This is a genomic window from Pseudomonas sp. LB3P58 (genome assembly GCF_054897895.1).
On sequence record NZ_JBUBVE010000001.1, the window covers coordinates 494,238 to 517,264 of the forward strand.

17 protein-coding genes are annotated in these 23,027 nt (G+C 59.6%); 11 read left to right on the top strand and 6 right to left on the bottom strand.

The window, feature by feature from the left end:
* Positions 1-34 precede the first annotated feature (34 nt).
* The gene (locus ACYZTZ_RS02270; RefSeq protein WP_461997086.1) at positions 35-856 is read right to left on the bottom strand and encodes a peptidoglycan DD-metalloendopeptidase family protein; all 822 of its coding nucleotides are present in this window, start codon (positions 854-856) and stop codon (positions 35-37) included.
* A gap of 3 nt (positions 857-859) precedes the next feature.
* Entirely contained in the window at positions 860-2,239 is a 1,380-nt protein-coding gene (xseA, locus tag ACYZTZ_RS02275) for an exodeoxyribonuclease VII large subunit (protein WP_461997087.1), read from the bottom strand.
* A 184-nt stretch (positions 2,240-2,423) separates the two neighbouring features.
* Here xseA and ACYZTZ_RS02280 point away from each other — a divergent pair, with 184 nt between their 5' ends.
* From ACYZTZ_RS02280 to guaA, 4 genes are all read left to right on the top strand, one after another.
* Complete coding sequence (locus tag ACYZTZ_RS02280; protein WP_461997088.1) at positions 2,424-3,191, top strand: sulfite exporter TauE/SafE family protein; 768 nt, start codon at positions 2,424-2,426, stop codon at positions 3,189-3,191.
* Positions 3,192-3,355: 164 nt separating this feature from the next.
* Positions 3,356-3,904 carry a hypothetical protein gene (locus ACYZTZ_RS02285; protein WP_056743212.1) on the top strand — a complete coding sequence of 183 codons (549 nt, stop codon included), beginning with the start codon at positions 3,356-3,358 and terminating at the stop codon, positions 3,902-3,904.
* Between the two features lie 117 nt (positions 3,905-4,021).
* A complete protein-coding gene (gene guaB, locus ACYZTZ_RS02290; protein WP_056743214.1) occupies positions 4,022-5,491 on the top strand; it encodes an IMP dehydrogenase in 1,470 nt (489 codons plus the stop codon).
* A 93-nt stretch (positions 5,492-5,584) separates the two neighbouring features.
* Positions 5,585-7,162 (top strand): glutamine-hydrolyzing GMP synthase, encoded by a 1,578-nt coding sequence (gene guaA, locus ACYZTZ_RS02295; protein WP_046046047.1) that lies wholly within the window; start codon positions 5,585-5,587, stop codon positions 7,160-7,162.
* 79 nt (positions 7,163-7,241) lie between these two features.
* Here guaA and ACYZTZ_RS02300 read toward each other — a convergent pair whose 3' ends face one another.
* Both ACYZTZ_RS02300 and treR read right to left on the bottom strand, forming a co-directional pair.
* Positions 7,242-10,331 (bottom strand): membrane-targeted effector domain-containing toxin, encoded by a 3,090-nt coding sequence (locus ACYZTZ_RS02300; protein ID WP_461997089.1) that lies wholly within the window; start codon positions 10,329-10,331, stop codon positions 7,242-7,244.
* A 137-nt stretch (positions 10,332-10,468) separates the two neighbouring features.
* The gene (treR, locus tag ACYZTZ_RS02305) at positions 10,469-11,173 is read right to left on the bottom strand and encodes a trehalose operon repressor (RefSeq protein WP_461997090.1); all 705 of its coding nucleotides are present in this window, start codon (positions 11,171-11,173) and stop codon (positions 10,469-10,471) included.
* 237 nt (positions 11,174-11,410) lie between these two features.
* Between treR and treP the strand changes: the two genes are divergently transcribed.
* The 7 genes from treP (at position 11,411) to tadA (ending at position 21,023) form a co-directional block, all read left to right on the top strand.
* Positions 11,411-12,853 (top strand): PTS system trehalose-specific EIIBC component, encoded by a 1,443-nt coding sequence (treP, locus tag ACYZTZ_RS02310; protein WP_056743220.1) that lies wholly within the window; start codon positions 11,411-11,413, stop codon positions 12,851-12,853.
* Positions 12,854-12,971: 118 nt separating this feature from the next.
* Complete coding sequence (gene treC, locus ACYZTZ_RS02315; protein WP_461997091.1) at positions 12,972-14,621, top strand: alpha,alpha-phosphotrehalase; 1,650 nt, start codon at positions 12,972-12,974, stop codon at positions 14,619-14,621.
* Positions 14,622-14,716: 95 nt separating this feature from the next.
* Positions 14,717-15,940, top strand: a complete 1,224-nt coding sequence (locus ACYZTZ_RS02320; protein WP_461997092.1) for a carbohydrate porin — start codon at positions 14,717-14,719, stop codon at positions 15,938-15,940.
* A 62-nt stretch (positions 15,941-16,002) separates the two neighbouring features.
* Entirely contained in the window at positions 16,003-18,531 is a 2,529-nt protein-coding gene (ptsP, locus tag ACYZTZ_RS02325; protein WP_461997093.1) for a phosphoenolpyruvate--protein phosphotransferase, read from the top strand.
* A gap of 2 nt (positions 18,532-18,533) precedes the next feature.
* Positions 18,534-18,833, top strand: coding sequence for a PTS transporter subunit EIIB (locus tag ACYZTZ_RS02330; RefSeq protein WP_461997094.1), 300 nt, complete (start codon positions 18,534-18,536; stop codon positions 18,831-18,833).
* 316 nt (positions 18,834-19,149) lie between these two features.
* A complete protein-coding gene (locus ACYZTZ_RS02335) occupies positions 19,150-20,526 on the top strand; it encodes a multicopper oxidase family protein (RefSeq protein WP_150658658.1) in 1,377 nt (458 codons plus the stop codon).
* Positions 20,526-21,023: a tRNA adenosine(34) deaminase TadA gene (gene tadA, locus ACYZTZ_RS02340; protein WP_008147805.1), complete on the top strand. Its 498-nt coding sequence runs from the start codon at positions 20,526-20,528 to the stop codon at positions 21,021-21,023. The genes ACYZTZ_RS02335 and tadA overlap by 1 nt, the downstream gene beginning before the upstream one ends.
* Positions 21,024-21,176: 153 nt before the next feature.
* Here tadA and cmoB read toward each other — a convergent pair whose 3' ends face one another.
* A complete protein-coding gene (cmoB, locus tag ACYZTZ_RS02345; protein WP_461997095.1) occupies positions 21,177-22,133 on the bottom strand; it encodes a tRNA 5-methoxyuridine(34)/uridine 5-oxyacetic acid(34) synthase CmoB in 957 nt (318 codons plus the stop codon).
* On the bottom strand, positions 22,130-22,909 hold the full coding sequence (cmoA, locus tag ACYZTZ_RS02350; protein WP_461997096.1) for a carboxy-S-adenosyl-L-methionine synthase CmoA: 780 nt from the start codon (positions 22,907-22,909) through the stop codon (positions 22,130-22,132). Before cmoA ends, cmoB begins: the two co-directional genes overlap by 4 nt.
* Positions 22,910-23,027 lie beyond the last annotated feature (118 nt).

A 23,027-nucleotide genomic window follows, 5' to 3' on the forward strand; every position in this document is an offset into this window, starting at 1 on the left:
TGCTCGCGATGAGGCCGGCAGCCTCAACCACTATCTAAGGCTGAAATGCACCGATAAAGATGGCCGGATCCACCCGCGCATCATTCAGGCTGACGTTCCAGTGCATATGCGGCCCGGTCGCGCGCCCGGTGGCACCCACTTTCCCGACCACTCCACCACGGGCCAATTGCTGGCCAACCTGCACGTCGATTTTCGACATGTGGCAGAACATGCTGATAAAGCCCTGCCCATGGTCGACAAACACCGTGTTGCCGTTGAAAAAGTAGTTGCCGATCAGAATCACCTTACCGGCCGCCGGGGTCTTGATCGGCGTACCGGCAGGCACGGCGAAGTCCAGGCCGGCGTGAGGATTCCGCTCTTCACCATTGAAGAAGCGGCGCACGCCGAACTTGCTCGACAGCGGGCCGTTGACCGGTTTGTCCAGCAACAGGTTGCTCGGGGTGTTCGGGCTGAAGCTGCGGTAAGCCTGGATCTGTTCGGCCAACTCACCCTCGATGCGCTTGAGATTCTCCGGGTTCGGATTGACCTGCTGCGTGTTCTTCAGGGTGATGTGCTGTTCCGGGTATTTCTTGTTACCCACGTTGAAATTCAGACTGCGACCGTCACTGCTGACCTGCTGCGTGCCCGGTTTAACCGTCAGCGGCACGCCGACAATCGCCAGCCAGTTGTTCTGTTCCTTGACCACCAATACGGGTTTGCCTTGATAACTGGCCTTCGGCGCCTGCGCAGAGGCACCCAGATCCACCACGGCCACGCCGCCCGGCACCGGTTTGTTCAACAGGCGGGTGATGTAGCTGTCGGCGTGGGCGTTGAAGGTCAGGCACAGCAACAGCAGCGGAGCTAAAAAACGCGGCATGGATCAATCCAGTAAAGAAAGGGTGACAGGCGTCAGGTGATTGTCTTCGACCCGCACTTGCAGTTCGCCTTCGCCAAGTCTGGCTTTCAGGCGCTGACCATTGTGGGTTTGCGCGGCGTTGCGGATCGCGTTGCCGCGTTCGTCCAGCAAAATGCTGTAGCCACGGCCGAGGGTCGCCAAAGGGCTGACCACATGCAGCGTCTGCATCTGGCTTTGCAGTTGCAGGCGACGTGATTTTAGCCCTTCGCGCATGGCACGGGGCAGGCGTTCGGCAAGACTGTCTAGGCGCTGACGGAGCATCGCCAGTTGCCGTCCCGGATGTTGCCCGGCGAGGCGGGTTTCCAGGCGGATCAACCGTTCGCGACGGGTATTGAGGCTGCGTTCGAACGCCCGGCGCATGCGCATGTCCAGATCGTCCAGGCGCTGCGCTTGCTGGCGCAGACGTTCGCCGGGATGGCGCAAGCGGCGAGACATGCCTTCCAGGCGCAGTCGATCACGCATCAAGCGGTCGCGGATGCGCATCACCAGACGTCGATGCAGGCTTTCGACCCGACGGACCAGGTCACTGGAGTCCGGCGCGAGTAGTTCTGCGGCGGCGGACGGCGTCGGGGCGCGGACGTCGGCCACGAAGTCGCTGATCGACACGTCGGTTTCATGGCCGACGGCGCTGACAATCGGCGTCACGCAGGCATCCACGGCGCGGGCCACGGCTTCTTCGTTGAAGCACCAGAGGTCTTCCAGCGAACCGCCGCCACGGGCCAGGATCAACGCGTCGAAACCGCGGGCGTCCGCCAGTTTCAATGCGCGGACAATCTGCGCAGTGGCTTCGCGGCCCTGCACGGCGGTGGGGATCAACGTGAGCTGGATCTGCGGCGCACGGCGGCGGAATACGCTGATGATGTCGCGAATCACCGCGCCGGTGGGCGAGCTGATGATGCCGATACGTTGCGGATGCGCTGGCAGCGGCACTTTGCGCTCGGCGCTGAACAGGCCTTCGGCGCTGAGTTTTTCCTTCAACGCATCGAAGGCCAGACGCAGCGCACCGTCACCGGCCGGCTCCACGGTATCGAGGATCAACTGATAGTCGCCACGGCCCTCGAACAGCGAAACCTTGCCGCGGACCTTCACCGCCAAGCCATCCTTCAATGCCTGACGCACTCGCGCCGCGTTCTGCCGGAACAGTGCGCAACGCACCTGGGCACCGCTGTCCTTGAGGGTGAAGTACACGTGGCCGGACGCCGGACGGGCGAGGTTGGATATTTCGCCTTCGACCCCAATGTTGCTGAACACGTCTTCGAGCAACACCCGCGCGCGGCCGTTGAGCTGGCTGACAGTCAGGACTTCACGGTCCAGGCCGAGTCTTGCAAAGGGATCTTTAATCATGGGGCGCAGTTTAAAGGCATTCGGCGCCCAATCTCCATGCATCAACAAAAATCCCCTGTGGGAGCGAGCCTGCTCGCGAATGCGGATTAACTTTCAATATTAATGTGGCTGACACACCGTATTCGCGAGCAGGCTCGCTCCCACAGGGGTTAAAGTCGTTAGTGGTATTCAAGGAAGACGGGGAATGAACGTGCTTGAGTTGTTGCACCAATGGCCATTCGGCGCTACGGACTGGCTGGTAATCGCGTTGGGCATTGCCCTGGCCTACATCGTGTTCGGCATCGCCGGCTTCGGCACCGCATTGGTAGCGGGGCCGATTCTGATCCTGTTCATGCCGCTGTCGAAGATCGTGCCGCTGTTGGTACTGCTGGATTTCGTCGCGGCGTTCGGCAATCTGCTGCCTTCGCGGCGGGATGTGGCGAAGCCCGAGTTGCTGCGTCTGCTGCCGTGCATGGCGGTCGGCTGCACGCTGGGAGTGATTTTTCTGTTGAACCTGAAATCCGATGTGTTGTTGCTGATGATGGGGCTGTTTATCAGCGCTTATGCGATTTATAGCCTGTGGGTCAAAACCCGTCCGACACAATTGTCCGCCGCTTGGGCCGTGCCGATGGGTACGGTGGGCGGGATGTTCGGGGCATTGTTTGGCAGTGGCGGCTTTTTATATGCGATCTATTTGAACACTCGCCTGCCCAAAGAGGCAGCCCGGGCGACTCAGAGTGCACTGATCAGTTGCAGCACCGTGGTGCGCTTGAGCCTGTTTGCTGTCGCGGGCGTGTACGCCGAGCTACCCTTGTTGGTATTGGCGCTGTGTTTATTGCCGGCCATGGCATTGGGGCTGTGGATCGGCCGGCGGTTGACCATGAGATTGTCCCGCGAGGCGTTTGTGCGGCTGGTGACCTGGTTGGTGCTGGCCAGCGGAATCGCCTTGATCGGACGATATTTGAGTGCTTGACCGGATTTCGTCAGGGATTAAGCTGCCGGCCGCAAACCCTGTAGGAGTGAGCCTGCTCGCGATAGCGGTTTAACATTCAATAATGTTGTCGACTAATACACCTCTATCGCGAGCAGGCTCACTCCTACAAGGGTGAATATTCAGTATTTGCAGAGTCTGCACCCATGAATTCGCAAAGCATTATTGTCCCGAAAATCTCCACACTGCCGGTGCACGAACCCCGGGCCCGGGCGGTCGTGCGTTGGCTGGTGCGCAAGAACATCATTAAAGAAGAACTGACCACTTGTGGCCGCACTGGCAACCGCATGGCTCATGCCATCGGCGACGGCGCCCGCGCTGTCGTGCTGCATCCTGAAGCGTTGCCGTTCGGCGAACCGATCAATGGCCTGGAGATCATCACCAAACGCTGCATCTATACGCCGGCCAAGGGTTTCCTTGAAGAGGCGGGCTGCGCCGAGTGCCGCAAGGAAGTCGGCGAAGCGCTGTTCGACAGCCTGGAAGACTGGATGCCGGGGCGCACCGATAACTTCACGTGTCCGGAGTGCGGGCATGAAGATGACATCAACGGCTTTCTTTTCCTGCAGGAATGCGGCTTTTCCAACCTGGGTTTTATCTTCAACAACTGGGCCGAGGCCGGGTTCAAGCAGAGCTTTATCGACGAATTTGCCGATTGGCTCGATCAGCCTGTCAGTTGGGTGAAAGTCGAGCTGTAGGAGACGAGAATCCCCGTATATCAGTAATGCTAATAATAGACAGAGTTTTACATTGAACCCGAGGGGGTGTCTGACTATAATGGCGCGCTTCCATTTTCCCGCTCGGGAGCCCCCGCGATGCTGCGTATCAGCCAAGAAGCTCTGACATTCGACGACATTCTCCTAGTGCCTGGTTATTCCGAGGTGCTTCCTAACGAAGTCAGTCTCAAGACCCGCCTAACCCGTGGCATCGAGCTGAATATTCCTCTGGTTTCTGCCGCCATGGACACCGTTACTGAAGCCCGTCTGGCAATTGCCATGGCTCAGGAAGGTGGCATCGGCATTATCCACAAGAACATGACCATCGAGCAGCAAGCTGCCGAAGTGCGCAAGGTCAAGCGTTATGAGGCCGGCGTGGTCAAGGACCCGATCACCATCGAGGCTGACGCCACGGTTCGTGAACTGTTCGAACTGACCCGCATGCACAACATCTCCGGCGTTCCGGTCCTGCACGATGGCGACCTGGTCGGCATCGTCACTTCCCGTGACGTACGTTTCGAAAACCGTCTGGACGCCACCGTCCGTCAAGTGATGACGCCTAAAGAGCGTCTGGTCACGGTCAAGGAAGGCGCCGACAAGAACGACGTCCGCGAGCTGTTGCACAAACACCGCATTGAACGCGTGCTGATCGTCGACGAAAAATTCGCCCTCAAAGGCATGATGACCGTCAACGACATCGAAAAAGCCAAGGCTTACCCGCTGGCCAGCAAGGACGACCAAGGTCGTCTGCGCGTTGGTGCTGCAGTCGGTACCGGTAAAGACACCGGTGATCGCGTAGCTGCCCTGGTCAATGCCGGCGTTGACGTGGTGGTGGTCGACACCGCTCACGGTCACTCCAAAGGCGTGATCGACCGCGTTCGCTGGGTCAAACAGAATTTCCCTGAAGTGCAGGTCATCGGCGGCAACATCGCCACCGGCGCTGCCGCCAAGGCTTTGGCCGAAGCAGGCGCCGATGCAGTCAAGGTCGGTATCGGCCCAGGCTCGATCTGCACCACCCGTATCGTCGCCGGTGTCGGCGTCCCGCAAATCAGCGCCATCGCCAACGTCGCCGCTGCCCTAGAAGGCACTGGCGTTCCGTTGATCGCCGACGGCGGCATCCGTTTCTCCGGTGACCTGTCCAAGGCCATCGTTGCCGGTGCTTCCTGCGTGATGATGGGCTCGATGTTCGCCGGTACTGAAGAAGCACCGGGCGAGATCGAACTGTTCCAGGGTCGTTCGTACAAGGCTTACCGCGGCATGGGTTCGCTGGGCGCCATGTCCCAGGCTCAAGGCTCCTCCGACCGCTACTTCCAGGACTCCTCGGCAGGCGCCGAGAAACTGGTTCCGGAAGGTATCGAAGGGCGTGTTCCTTACAAGGGCACACTGAGCGCCATCATCCATCAACTGATGGGCGGCCTGCGTTCCTCGATGGGTTACACCGGCAGCGCCGACATCGAAGAAATGCGCACCAAGCCTGAGTTCGTGCGGATCACCGGTGCCGGCATGGCCGAATCCCACGTTCACGACGTGCAGATCACCAAAGAAGCGCCAAACTACCGCGTAGGTTGAGCCTTCCAGCAAAAAGTTAAGTAACCGGGGCTGTTTTCAGCCCCGAGTTGTTTCTGATTTTCTTCACCGAATTGCATAGACGAGACTGACCACATGGCCCTCGACATTCACGCTCACCGCATCCTGATCCTCGACTTCGGTTCCCAGTACACCCAGCTGATTGCCCGCCGCGTGCGTGAAATCGGCGTGTACTGCGAACTGCATCCGTTCGACATGGACGACGAAGCGATTCGCGAATTCGCGCCGAAAGGGATCATCCTCGCCGGCGGCCCCGAGTCCGTACACGTCGCCGACAGCCCGCGCGCACCGCAAGCCGTCTGGGACCTGGGCGTACCGGTCTTCGGTATCTGCTACGGCATGCAGACCATGGCTGAACAGCTGGGTGGCAAGGTCGAAGGTTCCGAGCTGCGTGAGTTCGGTTACGCCCGTGTTGACGTGGTCGGCAAGAGCCGCCTGCTCGACGGCATCGAAGACCACATCGACGCCGACGGCCTGTTCGGCCTCGACGTGTGGATGAGCCACGGTGACAAGGTCACCAAGATGCCTCAGGAATTCCACATCCTGGCCAGCACCCCAAGCTGCCCGATCGCCGGCATGTTCGACGATGCTCGTGGCTACTACGGCGTGCAGTTCCACCCGGAAGTGACCCACACCAAGCAGGGCGGTCGCATCCTCTCGCGCTTTATCCTCGACATCTGCGGCTGCGAAGCCCTGTGGACGCCTTCGAAGATTGCTGAAGACGCCATTGCCAACATTCGCGCCCAGGTCGGCACCGACAACGTACTGCTCGGCCTGTCCGGCGGTGTGGACTCCTCGGTGGTTGCCGCGCTGCTACACAAAGCCATTGGCGACCAGCTGACCTGCGTCTTTGTCGACAACGGCCTGCTGCGTCTGCACGAAGGTGAGCAAGTGATGGCCATGTTCGCCGAGAACATGGGCGTCAAAGTGATCCGCGCCAACGCTGAAGATCAGTTCCTGAACAACCTGGCCGGCGAGTCTGACCCGGAGAAGAAGCGCAAGATCATCGGCCGTACCTTCATTGACGTCTTCGATGCCCAGTCCAACAAACTGGACAACATCAAGTACCTCGCCCAAGGCACCATCTACCCGGACGTGATCGAGTCGGCTGGCGCCAAAAGCGGCAAGGCTCACGTCATCAAGTCGCACCACAACGTGGGTGGCTTGCCGGAAGAAATGAACCTCAAGCTGGTTGAACCGCTGCGTGAGCTGTTCAAGGACGAAGTCCGTCGTCTGGGCCTCGAACTCGGCCTGCCGTACGACATGGTCTACCGTCACCCGTTCCCGGGCCCGGGCCTGGGTGTGCGGATCCTCGGTGAAGTGAAGAAGGAATACGCCGACCTGCTGCGTCGTGCCGACCACATCTTCATCGAAGAACTGCGCAAGGCCGACTGGTACCACAAAGTCAGCCAGGCATTCGTGGTGTTCCAGCCGGTGAAATCGGTTGGCGTGGTCGGCGATGGCCGTCGTTACGCCTGGGTCGTTGCCCTGCGTGCCGTTGAAACCATCGACTTCATGACCGCGCGTTGGGCTCACCTGCCATACGAACTGCTGGAAACTGTTTCCGGCCGGATCATCAACGAAATCGAAGGCATCTCCCGCGTCACTTACGACGTGTCGAGCAAGCCGCCAGCGACCATTGAGTGGGAATAATCCCGCGCTAGCCTTGATGGCTTGATCGCAGGTAACTGAAAAGGCCGTGTGAACACTGTTCACACGGCCTTTTTGCGTTTTAGACGCCTGGTAGTCGGACGGGGGTCATGCCCATTCTGTGCAGCGCTGAACTCAAGGCGTCGGGGTTTTGAAAGCGTCGACCATTGATCTGCCAGGAATCCCGTTCGACGTAGTACCCATCTGCATCATGCTTGATGGGCGTTCGAACGAGTTTGCCACGGGTGAGGATGCCGTTACTGGTGATGACTCTGTTGGTGAGGGTTCTGCTGCGGTGAACCAGAAAGGGTTCACCGGTACTGGTGCTGAGGGTGTACGTGCCCGGCATGGGTAGCCCATCCTCCAGCCTTTGCGCCAGGATCACGCTTTTCGGCGTCGGGATTTGCAGCAACAAGTCATTTTTGGCAAAACCGGCCACTTGTCCCGGGCGTGGCTCGTCGGCCACCCCCGGGTCGACCTTGATACCGCCGAGCTCATCCGGGCCCACGCTTTCAATACGCAGCCCGATGCTGCCTTCAAGTTCGCTGACACCCGCCACGCCGGCATAGGTATTGGCGTGGCTGTTCCCGACCAACGCCACCCAGCGATGCGCGCCTCTGGCCGTTTGGTCGGCGTCGATGACTTGGCGGGCGAAGAAATTCATCATTTTTTGCCGAAAATTGATGTTTGCCCTCTCAATGCCAGCGCTGCGGTAACTGGCCAGGCAGTCGATGGCCTGAACGCGGATATGGTTTTTTTGCGCCGTCCTGACCACCTGCTCAAAGGTGAATTGTTCGCTGGGGTCAGTCGAAAAACCTGCATCAAGGTCCTTGAGGTAGCTTTCCAGATCCTCGGACATCACTCCAGTGCGGTTGAACACATCCAGGTCAGTCTGATGGAAATCGGTCAGCAGATGCTCCATGTACAGGGTTTTGACCTTTTGTTTGCGCAGCACGCTCATGTTCTCGACCAGAAACTGTTTACTGCCCACGCTGTCGTGGCTTTCACCGATGACCAGGCTCTGTGACCGCTTGAAAAGGGTCTTGATGATGTCCTGGAGCTTCGCATTCGCAATGAACGATGGAATGGTCGGTCTGGGTCGCAGCGGCGGTTGCGAATAGAAGGTCACGGCGTCGTCGTGCAGTGTTCGGCGCAGTCTCTTGAAGGCTCCCAGCTCAATGTCCGGATTGTTTGGATTGACAAAGCCGTCCTTCAAATCCCCCTTAGGGGCCATACCCTTGGCCGCCTGTTTGAGGGCTGGCTTGATGTCCTGCGGAACATCGTATGCCGTCGCCGGGGCATCGAAGTCCGGGAGTGGCGGCTCGGCCCTGGCAAACAGATCGGCAAACAGATCGGCAAACTTGCCCCCGCCCACCAGGCCGGGACGCGTGAGGGGCACCCATTCACCCATTTCATTCAGGCGTACCGGTATGTTGCGGTAAAAGGAGTAAGGATTGACCGGGTCAATGATTACCCAGGTTTTCAGTTCGTTGCTGTAGCGCACCAGGTAGAAACTGTCACCGACTGCGATGTAGTTACCTCCAGTCCGGGGTTGGTAAATGCCCTGGAATTTGCCTTCGTCACTGACCGGGAAGTCGCCGTCGAGGACCTCATTGGTTTCAAAAGGGGCGAGAATGTCGGCGTCGGCAGGCGTGGCCATGACGGTCTCGAAAGACGGAGTGGGTGGTGGGGGCAGTTCAGCTTCTGACTTCGGTTCCGGCCCGGTCGCAAGGGTCTCTTCTGTCTCCGTGATTTCTGCGAAATCGGAGGCCTCTGCAAGTTCTGCCGCCCCCCTCAGGAAAGGCAGGTTGAACAGCACATCCACGCTGCCAAGGATGGCGCCAGTCACTGCGGCCTTGCGTTCCGCCGGGGTGTGGCCGTTGATGGCCTGGTCGATGTGAAGCCCGACATTGGCGATGCCAGCGCCGATGACGACAAACGCTGCCGGCCATGCAAGGGCGGCCATCGGCCCGAAGGTGTGGTTGAAGGCATTGAGATAGCCTATCCACAGCTTTTTCCTGATCTCGCCGTTGGAGTGCAGCAGGTAATTGGCGTCGCTGAGCATGCGCTCATGAGTGGACCGGTTCAGATGGGTGAACGCATCACCGGCAATTTTCTCGCCACGGTAGTGGAGCAAATGATGGTCCGCGACTGCATATTCACCGGGCAATACGTCATAGGCATGGGTGAGGCCGATATTTTCGGTTTCCGTCTCCTCAAACGCATGAATGATCAGGCCAATACCGGTGAAGTTGGTGAGCTTGTGCCCCAGTGAAGTGGGTTTGTCCTGAATAATGTCGCGCTCTTGCTGCTTGAAGTGCATGAGCATGCGCTCACGGCCTTCGGCATCCTTGACTTCATTGGCCAGCCATTCGTGCAATTGCTCGACGCTGGTGAAGCAGTGAAAACCTCTGGGCTCACCCGGAACGTAGAGAATGTTCAGGTCACGGTCGTCGGTGATACTGAAAATGTCCGTCGACACGTACTGATCAATACAAAACTTGCGGATTGATAAACCGCTGCCTGCTGGCGCCTCGTCCAGCAGCATTTGCCGGGTGAGTGGCCTGCTCACATTTGCGGTGGCCGCCCTGAGCACCAGGGTGAAATGTTCGCGGGTCAGGTATCCCTTCTCGTAGTCTTCAATGGCTTTGGCGATGAACGTGCACTTGGCCAGCGCACGGAAGTTGTCGCTGTGCTTTTCCCAGAACGTCGCGATGGCCGTTTTGCAACGGTCAGCGAAATTGGTATCCCAGAAGGTTTTCAACACATCCCGGGCATGCAGGCGAATTTCGTTGGTTTCATCGTAGTTTCCGGCATTGCCGTCGGCACGGTAGAAACCGCTGTCAACGTCCAGCAGGTCCCCGTTGTCCTGGTCGTGGACACTGAAACGCTGCATGACCAGTTGCGGGAAGGTCATCGACTCCCTGGGTTTTTCGAATACATGCTGCCAGCCGGTAAAGGTCTTCGAACTGCTTTGAGCGGCATTAAACCGATGCCAGTAGACCTTGTCGGGTTCGATATCCGTGATGTTGTGCTGGATGAGAATGTCTTTGGCGACCTGGTACGCCATGGCGTACATGTCGGGGCAATCGGTTACCAGATCAGGGATCAGGGCCTGGAGGGCCTGCGCATCGGTAGCGTCGGGCAGGGTTATGTCTTGAGTGTCGTCCATGATGCTCGCCTTGAGAGGTTGCTGAGGGGGCGCTCACTATCTCAAGGGGCATTGGTTCCATCTGTAAGCTACTGGGTATCTGGTGGTGGTCTGTTGCTGATAGAAGAAGTAGGGCATGACGAAGGTCTGAGTCAGGCTCAGCGCCGTGCAACGTCAGAAAAGTAAAACTTGTCCAGGGTGTGCCGCGACTCGGTGTATTCGAACTGCCGTCCGTCCTGCAAAAACGTCTGGTTGCTGACCACGATCACATGGCTCTGGCCGTCGAGGTCCAGGTGTTGCTGGTCGTCCTTGCTCCGGGGCACCGCTTCGATGGTGCGCTGGGCGTAGGCGATTTGCAGTTGCAAGGTCTGCTCGATGAAGGCGTAGATCGAGTGCTCGGCGATGTCTCGGGACAGGCCGGGAATCACGTCGCTGACGAAATGGTTGATGTCGAGGATCACGCGTTTGCCGTCGATCCGCCGCACTCGCTTGATCCGCGTGATCAGGCTGCCTTCTTCAGCCTTGATGTGTTCGAGCAGAGAACCTTCGAGGGGGATCTGGCTGAACTCGACCACGTCGGTGCTGACATCGTTGCCCAGGCGCGGGTAGGTCTCCTGGAAGCTGACGATGCCACCCAGCTGAAATTCGATCGGGTTGGTCGACAGCACGAACGTGCCTTTGCCGTGGACTTTCTGGGCGAAACCGCGCTCCTGCAGTTGCTCGATGGCCTTGCGCACGGTGCCGCGACTGGCCTGGTAGCTGTCCATCAGTTCGGTTTCGGAAGGCAACCGGGCGCCGCGTTCCAGACGTTCGGTCGTGATGCTGGCAAGCAGATCGCTGTAGATCTGGTTGTATTTACTCATGGGGATGGCTCTGTGCCGCGCTGTGCTCGAGGTTTCGAACCTTAAGGGCAGGGTAGGGGTTTGTCCATGCGGCGTTAGTTTTCTTTGACCTTTGAGGTGGGAAGTGTCGCCGCCGGTCGGGTTCAGGATAAACAAATTCAAACTCGTCTGTACGAGTTGTTGCTTTAACTCGTACAGACGAGTACTTTTCGCTTCGGCGTGCTGCCAATAACAAAAAACTACAGCGGAAGAACAAGCATGAGCCACGACTATCCGAATATCGCCAGCGAGCTGCTGCAAAGCCTCGGTGGCAGCGACAACCTCGAGCAGGCCGCGCACTGCGTCACCCGCCTGCGCCTGGCCCTCAAGGACCCGAGCCTGGTCGACAGCGCCACGTTGAACCAGATCGATCTGGTCAAAGGCTCGTTCTTCACCGGCGGCCTGTTCCAGGTGGTCATCGGTCCCGGTGAAGTGGAAAAGGTCTACGCAGAACTGCGCCGGCAAACCGGTCTCGCGGCTTCAACCATCGCCGACGTTAAACAAAAAAGCGCCGACAAGATCAACGCCATGCAGCGTCTGGTACGGGTGTTTTCCGACGTTTTCATGCCAATCCTCCCGGCGTTGATCATTGCCGGCCTGCTGATGGGCATTAACAACCTGATTGGCGCCAAGGGCATGTTCATCGAGGGCAAGACCCTGCTGGACGCCTATCCGAAGCTTGACGGGCTCTGGAGCCTGATCAACCTGATGGCCAACACCTCGTTTGTGTTCCTGCCGGCGCTGGTGGGCTGGTCGGCGGCCAAACGGTTTGGCGGCAGCGAAATCCTCGGCATCGTGCTTGGCCTGATGCTGGTGCACCCCGATCTGCTCAATGCCTGGAACTACGGCAAAGCGGTGGCCGGGCTGGATGGGCAGAGCCTGCCGTACTTCGACATCCTGGGGTTGTTCCAGATCGAGAAGGTTGGCTATCAGGGGCAGATCCTGCCGATCCTGCTGGCGGCCTACGTGATGAGCGTCATCGAAAAATGGCTGCGGGCGCGGGTGCCGAACGCGATTCAATTGCTGGTCGTACCGATCACCACCATTGTCGTCACCGGCGTACTGGCGCTGGCAGTGATCGGCCCGGTGACCCGGCATCTGGGGATTCTTATCACCGAAGGCGTGGTCATGCTGTTTGACCTGGCGCCAATGGTCGGCGGGGCGATTTTCGGTTTGCTCTACGCGCCGCTGGTGATTACCGGCATGCACCACATGTTCCTCGCGGTCGACTTGCAGCTGATCTCCACCCAGGGCGGCACCTTCATCTGGCCGATGATCGTCATGTCCAACCTGGCCCAGGGCAGTGCGGCACTGGCGGTGTTCTACATGACCCGTAACGTGCGGGATAAAAGCATGGCCTCGACCTCGGCGATTTCCGCTTACTTCGGCATCACCGAACCGGCCATGTTCGGGGTCAACCTGCGCTACAAATTTCCGTTTTATGCAGCCCTGATCGGTTCGGCCCTGGGCTGCATTTTCCTGTCGCTGAACAAGGTCCAGGCCTCGGCAATCGGCGTCGGTGGCTTGCCCGGTTTTATCTCGATCATTCCGCAGTTCATTCCGATGTTCGTGATCGGGATGGTCATTGCCATGGTCGTGCCGTTTGTTCTGACCTGCGGGTTGAGCATGAAGATTGTTCGGCCGGGATATCGGGTCGCCTGACAGATCGCTATCGCGAGCAAGCTCGCTCCCACAGGTTGACCGCACTCCAAATGTGGGAGCGAGCCTGCTCGCGAAGAGGCCCTAAAGGCCGATACAAAACTTACTGAAGGAATCCGCCATGCAAGACTGGCAACGTTCGGTGATCTACCAGATCTACCCGAAGAGTTTTCACAGCCACGCCGGCAACCCCACGGGTGATTTGCTTGGCGTTGTGGCCAAGCTCGATTACCTGCACTGGCTGGGTGTCGATTGCCTGTGGATCACGCCGTTCCTGCGCTCGCCCCAGCGCGACAACGGCTACGACATCAGTGATTACTACGCCATCGACCCGAGTTACGGGACCATGGCCGATTGCGAGTTGCTGATCGCCGAGGCCGGCAAGCGCGGGATCAAGCTGATGCTCGATATCGTGGTCAACCACACCTCCATCGAGCACCCCTGGTTCCAGCAGGCCCGCAGCAGCCTCGACAACCCGTACCGGGATTTCTACATCTGGCGCGACCAGCCGAATAACTGGGAATCCAAGTTCGGGGGTTCGGCCTGGGAGTACGAAGCCCAGACCGGTCAATATTTCCTGCACCTGTTCGATCACACTCAGGCCGACCTGAACTGGGACAATCCCAAGGTGCGCGCCGAAGTCTTCAAGATGATGCGTTTCTGGCGCGACAAGGGCGTAGGCGGATTCCGTCTGGACGTGATCAACCTGATCTCCAAACCGGCGGACTTCCCTGAGGACAACACCGACGGTCGACGCTTCTACACCGATGGCCCTAACGTCCACGAATACTTGCAGCAAATGCACCGCGAAGTCTTCGAAGGTCATGACCTGATCAACGTCGGCGAAATGTCCTCCACCAGCCTCGAACACTGCATTCGTTACTCGCGGCCAGAGTCGAAAGAGCTGTCGATGACCTTCAACTTCCATCACCTGAAGGTTGATTACCCGAACCTGCAGAAGTGGATTCGCGCCGACTTCGACTTCCTGGAACTCAAGCGCATCCTCTCCGACTGGCAGACCGGCATGCAGGCCGGCGGTGGCTGGAATGCGCTGTTCTGGTGTAACCATGACCAGCCACGGGTGGTCTCGCGTTTTGGTCATGACGGCGAATATCGAGAGATCTCGGCGAAGATGCTCGGCACGGCGCTGCATTTCCTCCAGGGCACGCCGTTCGTGTACCAGGGCGAGGAACTGGGCATGACCAATCCGGGCTTCGATCACATCGATCAGTACCGCGATGTCGAGACGCTGAACATCTTTCGGCTCAAGCGCGAGGCGGGTGCAAGCGACGCCGACAACATGGCGGCGATCATGCAGAAGTCCCGGGACAACGGCCGTACGCCGATGCACTGGAACGCCGAGCCTAATGCCGGTTTCAGCGCTGTCGAGCCGTGGATCGGGGTGCCGGCCAACGCCGCGCAGATCAACGTTGCCGCCCAACTCGATGACCCGGATTCGGTGCTCCATCACTACCGCCAACTGATCGCTCTGCGCCGCAGTGAAGCGTTGATGTCCGACGGCGTTTACCGGCAACTGTTGCCCGAGCACACGCAAATCTGGGCGTACGTGCGTGAGGGCAATGGCGAACGGTTACTGGTGTTGAACAACTTCTACGGCACAACTTGTGAAGTCGTATTGCCGAATGAAGTGATCGGCGAGGCGATGACGCAGCGGTTGGTTATCAGCAACTACCCAGACTGTCCGCCGCGCAATCGGCAGGTGTTTTTACGGCCCTTTGAGTCGTTCGTTCTGCACCTGACCGACCACTAAAAAACACTGTTTTAAAACAACACGCAGAACGCTGCGCGGGAGAGTTTTGCGCGTCGATTTTGCCGCTGCACACAATAAAAATAATGGGGTGGTTCTTGAAAACAACAATAATTCGCAGCCTTGCAGCTGCGAGCGTATGCCTGGCGTTGCCACTATCGGCCCAGGCGCTGGAGTTCGCCGGTTACTTGCGCAGCGGCGTCGGCACCTCGGTCAACAGCGGTAAACAGCAGTGTTTCCAACTGCCGGGTGCGCAGACTAAATACCGCTTGGGCAACGAATGCGAGCAGTACGCTGAGCTGGAACTGCGCCAGGATCTTTACACCCTGGATGACGGCTCGGTGCTGAGCGTCGATGGCATGGCGTCGTTGTACAACCAGTACGACAAGGACCTGACCTTCAACGGTGACAACGGCTCGGTGCGCCTGCCGCAGGCGTACGCGCAGTGGTCGAACATGCCCAGCCTTAATGGCGGTTCACTGTGGGCTGGCCGGCGCTACTACAAACGGAATGATATTCACATTTCCGACTTCTACTATTGGAACCAGAGCGCCACCGGCGGCGGTATCGAGGACGTGCTGATCGGCGATCTGAAATACAGTTACGCCTTCTCGCGCAAGGACAACCTGTACCAGAAGGACTACATCAACCGTCACGACTTCAACGTCGCTGGTTTCAACACCAACCCCGGCGGTGAACTGGAGTTTGGCCTTAGCTACATCGACAAACCCGACAGTCGCGACGCACATCGCGGCTGGGCGATCACCACCCAGCATGTGCAGAAAGGTTTTCTGGGTGGCAAGAACAAACTGGCGTTCCAGTACGGCGAAGGGCCCGGCACCGGGTTGGGCTATACCGGTAACGTGAAGCTGGACGACAGCAGCAAAAGCTACCGGGTGGTGGAGTTCTTCGACTGGCAAGTGACGCCGCGATTTGGCGGGCAGATCGAGGCGGTCTATCAGAAAGACATTCGCCCGGACGGCGCTGACCAGAACTGGATTTCCCTGGGCGTTCGCCCGACTTATGCGCTCACCGAGCAGTTCAAACTGGTGACCGAATTGGGTCACGATCAGGTCGAAGCCACGGGCGGCACGCGCAAGCTGAGCAAGTTCACCTTCGCTCCGACCTGGTCGCCCAAAGGTCCGGAATTCTGGGCTCGCCCTGAGGTGCGTCTGTATTACACCTATGCGAGCTGGAACGAGGCTGCCAAACGGGCGGCCAATGAACTGGCGCAGGGTTCGGCATTGTCCGACACCGGCTCTTTCGGCACCGCACGACACGGTTCGAACGTCGGATTGCAGGTCGAGTATTGGTGGAAATAAGCGATGCTGTCGGAGCCTCGCGCTCCATCGGCACTTCAAAGAACAAAACAGCAGGTGACGTCATGGCCACACCCCAACAATTGCAACTGCTGGCACCTTTGTCCGGCGTGCTGATGCCGCTGGACCAGGTGCCCGATCAGGTGTTTTCCAGTCGCGTGATCGGCGACGGTCTGTGCATCGATCCGACTTCGCAAACCTTGTGCGCGCCGCTGGCAGGGGTTGTCAGCAATGTGCAGGCCAGTGGGCATGCGGTCAGCATCACCGACGACAATGGCGTGCAGGTGTTGATGCACATCGGCCTCGATACAGTGAACCTGGCTGGAAAGGGTTTCACCCGGTTGGTGGAGGAAGGTCAGCGGGTGGCGGTGGGGCAGTCGCTGATCGAGTTCGATGCCGATTACATTGCCTTGAATGCTCGCAGCCTGCTGACCTTGATGCTGGTGGTCAGCGGTGAGCCGTTCACTTGGCTGACGCCGGAAACGGGTTTGGTAGAAAGTGGCCAGCCGTTGCTGAGCTTGAATCCCATCGAGCCAACAACTGATGAGCCGGTGCCGGAAGAGGGCGAAGCACTGTTTTCCAAACCGGTGACACTCGCCAATCCGAACGGTTTGCACGCCCGTCCGGCAGCGGTGTTCGCTCAGGCGGCGAAAGGTTTTTCGGCGAGCATTTACCTGCATAAACAGCAGGCGAGTGCGAACGCGAAATCCCTGGTGGCAATCATGGCGTTGCAGACGGCTCATGGTGACGTTGTGCAAGTCAGCGCGGCCGGCCCGGATGCTGAAGCGGCGATCAAGACGCTGGCCGAATTGCTGACCGACGGGTGTGGCGAGACGGTCGCCGTGATGGCAGAAGTCGAGACGGTTGAAGCGTCATCGCTGAACGTTTTGCGCGGAGTCTGTGCCTCGGCGGGTTCGGCGTTTGGTCAGGTTGTGCAGATCGCCGAGCAAACGCTTGAAGTGAGCGAGTTCGGCGTCGGTCCGCCGCTTGAGCGAGAGCATCTGTCTCGGGCTTTGGCCGCAGCGGCGCTGGCCTTGCAGCAGCTGCGCGACAACGCCACCGGTGACGCCCAGGCAGAGATTTTCAAGGCGCACCAGGAACTGCTTGAAGACCCGAGTCTGCTGGATCAGACCGAGTCGCTGATCATCGAAGGCAAAAGTGCCGGGTTCGCCTGGCGCGCAGCAACCGAGTCGACGGCAACCCTGTTCAAAAGCCTGGGCAATGCCTTGCTGGCGGAGCGGGCGGCGGACCTGGCCGATGTCGGCCAGCGGGTGCTCAAGCTGATCCTCGGCGTACAGGATCAGGCGATGGAGCTGCCTGAAGGGGCGATCCTGATCGCCGAACAACTGACGCCATCGCAGACCGCCGGGCTCGATACCCGCAAGGTACTGGGTTTCGCCACGGTCGGTGGCGGTGCTACCAGCCACGTCGCCATCCTCGCGCGGGCGTCCGGTTTGCCGGCGATCTGCGGGTTGCCCGTTCAGGTGCTGGCGCTGGCCAACGGCACCCAAGTGTTACTCGACGCCGACAAGGGCGAGCTGCATCTGGACCCGGATCTGGCGGCCATCGAGCAGCTGCAGGCCAATCGTCAGCGCCAGCAGAAGCGCCATCAACATGAGCTGGCGCACGCTGCGCTGGCGGCTTGTACCCGCGATGGTCACCACTTTGAAGTGACGGCAAACGTCGCTTCTCTGACCGAAGCCGAGCAGGCCATGACGCTGGGCGGAGAAGGCGTCGGTCTGTTGCGTTCGGAGTTTCTTTATCTGGACCGCAACCATGCGCCGAGCCATGACGAACAGGCATCCACCTACAGCGCCATCGCCCGCGCCCTGGGGCCGGCGCGCAATCTGGTGGTGCGGACTCTGGATGTCGGCGGCGACAAACCGTTGGCCTACGTGCCGATGGACAGCGAAACCAACCCGTTCCTCGGCATGCGCGGGATTCGATTGTGCCTTGAGCGCCCGCAGCTGTTGCGCGATCAGTTCAAAGCGATCCTGAGCAGCGCCGGGCTGGCCCGTCTGCACATCATGTTGCCCATGGTCACGCAACTGTCGGAGTTGCGACGGGCCCGGCAGCTGCTTGAGGAAGAGGCGCTGGCATTGGGTCTTACCGAGCTGCCGAAACTGGGGATCATGATCGAAGTGCCGGCAGCGGCACTGATGGCCGATCTGTTTGCGCCTGAAGTGGACTTCTTCTCTATCGGCACCAACGACCTGACCCAATACACCCTGGCCATGGACCGCGATCACCCGCGCCTCGCCAGCCAGGCCGACAGCTTTCATCCGTCGGTGCTGCGTTTGATTGCCAGCACCGTGAAGGCCGCCCACGCCCATGGCAAATGGGTCGGTGTGTGTGGCGCCATGGCGTCGGAGACGCTGGCGGTGCCGTTGTTGCTGGGACTTGGGGTGGATGAACTGTCGGTGAGCGTGCCATTGATTCCGGCGATCAAAGCGGCGGTTCGCGAAGTGGATCTGCTGGACTGCCAGGCCATCGCCCAGCAAGTGCTGGGCCTGGAAAGCGCCGAGCAAGTGCGCGAGGCGTTGCGGCTGTATCACGAGGCGACAGTCGATACTTCACTGGTACTGGAGAACTGAGCATGTTCGAGAAAATGCAGCTGGCGTTCTGGAAAGCGTTGACCCCGGATCTGGTGGTGGATGAGCCGAAAGTGGTTGCTCAACCTGTTTCTGGTCTGGCCCCGAATATCGTCGCCGCACTGGGCGGAATGGATAACCTCAAATCGCAGCAGCCGGTGGCACTGACCCGGGTTCGGGTGGCGTTGCGGGATGTGGGGCGGATGGATCGGCAGGCATTAAATGTGGCAGGTGTGCCGGGAGTCATGATGCTGGATGAAGGCGTGGTGCATTTGTTGATGGGGTCGGTGGTCGCCGAACGCTAGTTGATCAGATTCAAGAGCCACCCCTCACCCCAGCCCTCCCGAAACGTCGGACCGCCCCATAGGGGAGAGGGGGGAAAGGGAGCAGATCTCCATGGTGTTCAGATCCTGAGCTCAACTCGATATCGCAAGTCGATGTAGCTCAAAAGAACATCTCGGTCAGTCCCCTCTACCCCTGGGGAGAGGGTTAGGGTGAGGGGTGGCCTTTGAACTTACCCCAGAACGCCACCCCACCCTTACTGTTTCTCAACCGCAGGTGTATCGTATTCGCCTTTTACAGGCCCTGCGCCTGTCGCTGATACGTGAGGTAGTTGAGTTCATGTCCTTTACCCGTCGCCAAATCCTCGGTGGCCTGGCCGGTCTTGTTGTCGTTGGTGTCGGAGCGGGGGGCGCGTCGCGGTACTGGTTGGGCAAAATGGCCGACGCCGACGCGGGCCACGACTATGAGCTGATCGCCGCACCACTGGACGTTGAACTGGTGGCCGGGCACAAGACCGAAGCCTGGGCGTTCGGCCCGTCGGCGCCGGGCACCGAGTTGCGGGTGCGTCAGGGCGAATGGCTGCGGGTTCGTTTCATCAACCACCTGCCGGTGGCCACCACCATTCATTGGCACGGCATCCGCCTGCCGCTGGAAATGGACGGCGTACCCTACGTCTCGCAGCTTCCAGTGCTGCCGGGCGAATACTTTGACTACAAATTCCGCGTGCCCGACGCCGGCAGCTACTGGTATCACCCGCATGTGAACAGCAGCGAAGAACTCGGGCGCGGGCTGGTCGGCCCGTTGATCATCGAAGAGCGCGAGCCTACCGGTTTCAAGTACGAGAAGACTTTGAGCCTCAAGAGCTGGCACGTCGATGAAGAGGGCGCTTTTGTCGCGTTCAGCATTCCTCGCGAAGCGGCCCGTGGCGGCACGGCGGGGCGCCTGTCGACAATCAATGGCGTCTCGCAAGCGGTGATTGAGTTGCCCGCCGGGCAGATCACCCGGGTGCGCCTGCTCAACCTCGATAACACCCTGACCTACCGCCTCAACATTCCTGGCGTCGAAGCGCAGATCTACGCGCTGGACGGCAACCCCATCGAACCGCGCCCGTTGGGCAAGGAATACTGGCTCGGCCCGGGTATGCGTATCTGTCTGGCGATCAAGGCACCGCCGGCCGGTGAAGAACTGTCCTTGCGCAATGGCCCGGTTCGCCTCGGCACGTTCCGTTCGGTGGCGAACACCGATGCCCCGACCGAGTGGCCGCCCGCGCTGCCCGCGAACCCGGTGGCAGAACCGGACCTGGCCAATGCCGAGAAACTCAACTTCAATTTCGAATGGGTGGGCTCGGTGTCGGTGAACGTCGACAATGGCAAGCCGCCGAGCCTGTGGCAGATCAACGGCAAGGCCTGGGACATCACCGATAAAACCTGCGCCGACCGCCCGATTGCCAAGCTCGAGAAGGGCAAAAGCTACATTTTCGAATTGAAGAACATGACTCAGTATCAACACCCGATTCACCTGCACGGCATGAGCTTCAAGGTCATTGCCTCGAACCGGCACAAGGTCATCCCGTACTTCACCGACACTTACCTGTTGGGCAAGAACGAGCGCGCGCAAGTGGCGCTGGTGGCGGATAACCCGGGGATCTGGATGTTCCACTGCCATGTGATCGACCACATGGAAACCGGCCTGATGGCCGCCATCGAGGTGGCGTAATGCGTCAGATACGCCCGACAGCCATCATCGACCGCAGCCGTGATCGTGATTTCATGCGCGAAGCCCTGGCCCTGGCTGCCCAAGGCGCGGCCCTGGGTGAGGTGCCGGTGGGCGCGGTGCTGGTTCAGGACGGTGAAATCATCGGCCGGGGTTTCAACTGCCCAATCAGCGGCAACGACCCGAGTGCTCACGCCGAGATGGTTGCGATCCGCGCGGCGGCGTTGGCAGCCAGCAACTATCGTCTGCCCGGCAGCACGCTGTACGTGACGCTTGAGCCGTGCAGCATGTGCGCCGGGCTGATCGTGCATTCGCGGATTGCGCGGGTGGTGTATGGGGCGCTGGAGCCGAAGGCCGGGATTGTGCAGAGTCAGGGGCAGTTTTTTACCCAGGGATTTTTGAATCACCGGGTGCTGTACGAAGGCGGGGTATTGGCTGAGGAATGCGGCGCGGTGCTGAGCGAGTTTTTCAAGGCCCGAAGAGCCAAACCAGCAGAATAAAACACAAATCAAATGTGGGAGCGGGCTTGCTCGCGAATGCGGTCTAACATTCAACAGAAGTGTTGACTGATCTACCGCTTTCGCGAGCAAGCCCGCTTTCGCGAGCAAGCCCGCTCCCACATGGGGATCTCCTTGGGGAGGGAGATTGGGTGTTTACTTGCGGGCCACGATGACGGCACGCATCGGCGCGGGCAGCCCTTCAACCGTCTTGCTGTGATCTTCCGGATCAAGGAAATCGCTCAGCGACTGATACTTCATCCACTCCGTCCCGCGCTGTTCCTCGACCGTCGTCACGCTCACGTCCACACAGCGAACATCCGTGAACCCTGCCCGGCGCAGCCACAGTTCCAGCGCCGGCACCGACGGCAGGAACCACACGTTACGCATCTGCGCATAACGGTCTTCCGGTACCAACACCTGCTGCTGATCGCCCTCGATCACCAGGGTCTCCAGCACCAATTCGCCACCCTTGACCAAGCAATCCTTCAGCGCCAGAAAATGCTCGATCGGCGAGCGACGGTGATAGAACACGCCCATGGAAAACACGGTGTCGAAGCCTTCCATGTTCGGCGGCAGGTCTTCGAAAGGGAACGGTAGGTGCCAGGCATTGGGCTCGGACAAGTAACGCTGCACTGCCTGGAACTGGCAGAAGAACAGCCAGTTCGGATCGACACCGATCACGCTGTCGGCACCCGCGCCGAGCATGCGCCACATGTAGTAGCCGTTGCCGCAACCGACATCGAGGATGCGTTTGCCCTTCAGATCCAGATGCGGGGCGACCCGCGACCACTTCCAGTCCGAACGCCATTCAGTGTCGACGTGCACACCAAACAGATCGAATGGCCCTTTACGCCATGGCGACAAGCCCATCAGCGCAGTGCGCATCTGAGCGCGGGTTTCGTCGTCGCAATCGGTGTCCAGCGTCAGACCGTTGAGCAAATCAACTTCGCTCGGCTGAATCTTCGGTAAAGCGTCCAGCGCACTCTGCCAGCGCTCCAGGTCGCCGTGACCCTTTTCCATTTTCTTGTCGAGTTGCGCTTGCAGGGTGTTGGCCCAATCAGCCAGCGGTGAGCCAGCCAAGCGGCGGGCGAGGGGGGACAGATCAATCATGGCAAGGCAATCAACGAGGCAAAGTTAAGACACTGGAACCACGGCACGACTTTCGAGAACCCGGCGGCCAATAGGCGCTCACGGTGTTCTTCGAGGCTGTCGGGCTTCATGACGTTTTCGATGGCGCTGCGCTTTTGGGCGATCTCGAGTTCGCTGTAGCCGTTGGCGCGTTTGAACGCGACGTGCAGGTCAGTGAGCAGCGCGTGTTCGTCCGGATCATTGAAGCGCAGCTTCTCCGACAGAATCAGCGCGCCACCGGGCAACAGCGATTGGCGGATACGCGAGAGCAACGCCGTGCGCTGTTCCGGGGCGATGAATTGCAGGGTGAAGTTCAGCGCCACCACCGAGGCTGGCTGGAATTCCAGGGCCAGGATGTCGCCTTCGATCACTTCGACCGGCAGCAGCTCCTGGAACATCGAGTCCTGACCGTTGAGGTATTCACGGCAGCGTTCAACCATCGCCGCCGAGTTATCCACAGCGATGACGCGGCAGCCGTCGGTGCGTACGTGACGGCGCAAGGCCTGGGTCACGGCACCGAGCGACGAACCCAGGTCGTAGAGCACGCTGTTGGGCTGGGCGAACTGCGCAGCGAGCACGCCGAGGTTTTCAACGATGGTCGGATAACCCGGCACTGAGCGCTTGATCATGTCCGGGAATACCCGCACCACGTCCTCGTTAAAGGCGAAGTCAGGCACCTGGGCCAAAGGCTGGGCGAAAAGGCGATCGGGTTCTTTGCTCACGGCGGTTCCAGCGGCGTTGGTGGAAAAAGCCGGCATTTTAGCCAAATTGACGGGGGGATGCGCGGGTTGTCTGATAAACCGCCGGGCAGGATCCGAGGTTTGCGTGTTCAGTGAGACCGCTTTCGCGAGCAAGCCCGCTCCCACAGTAGTTCTG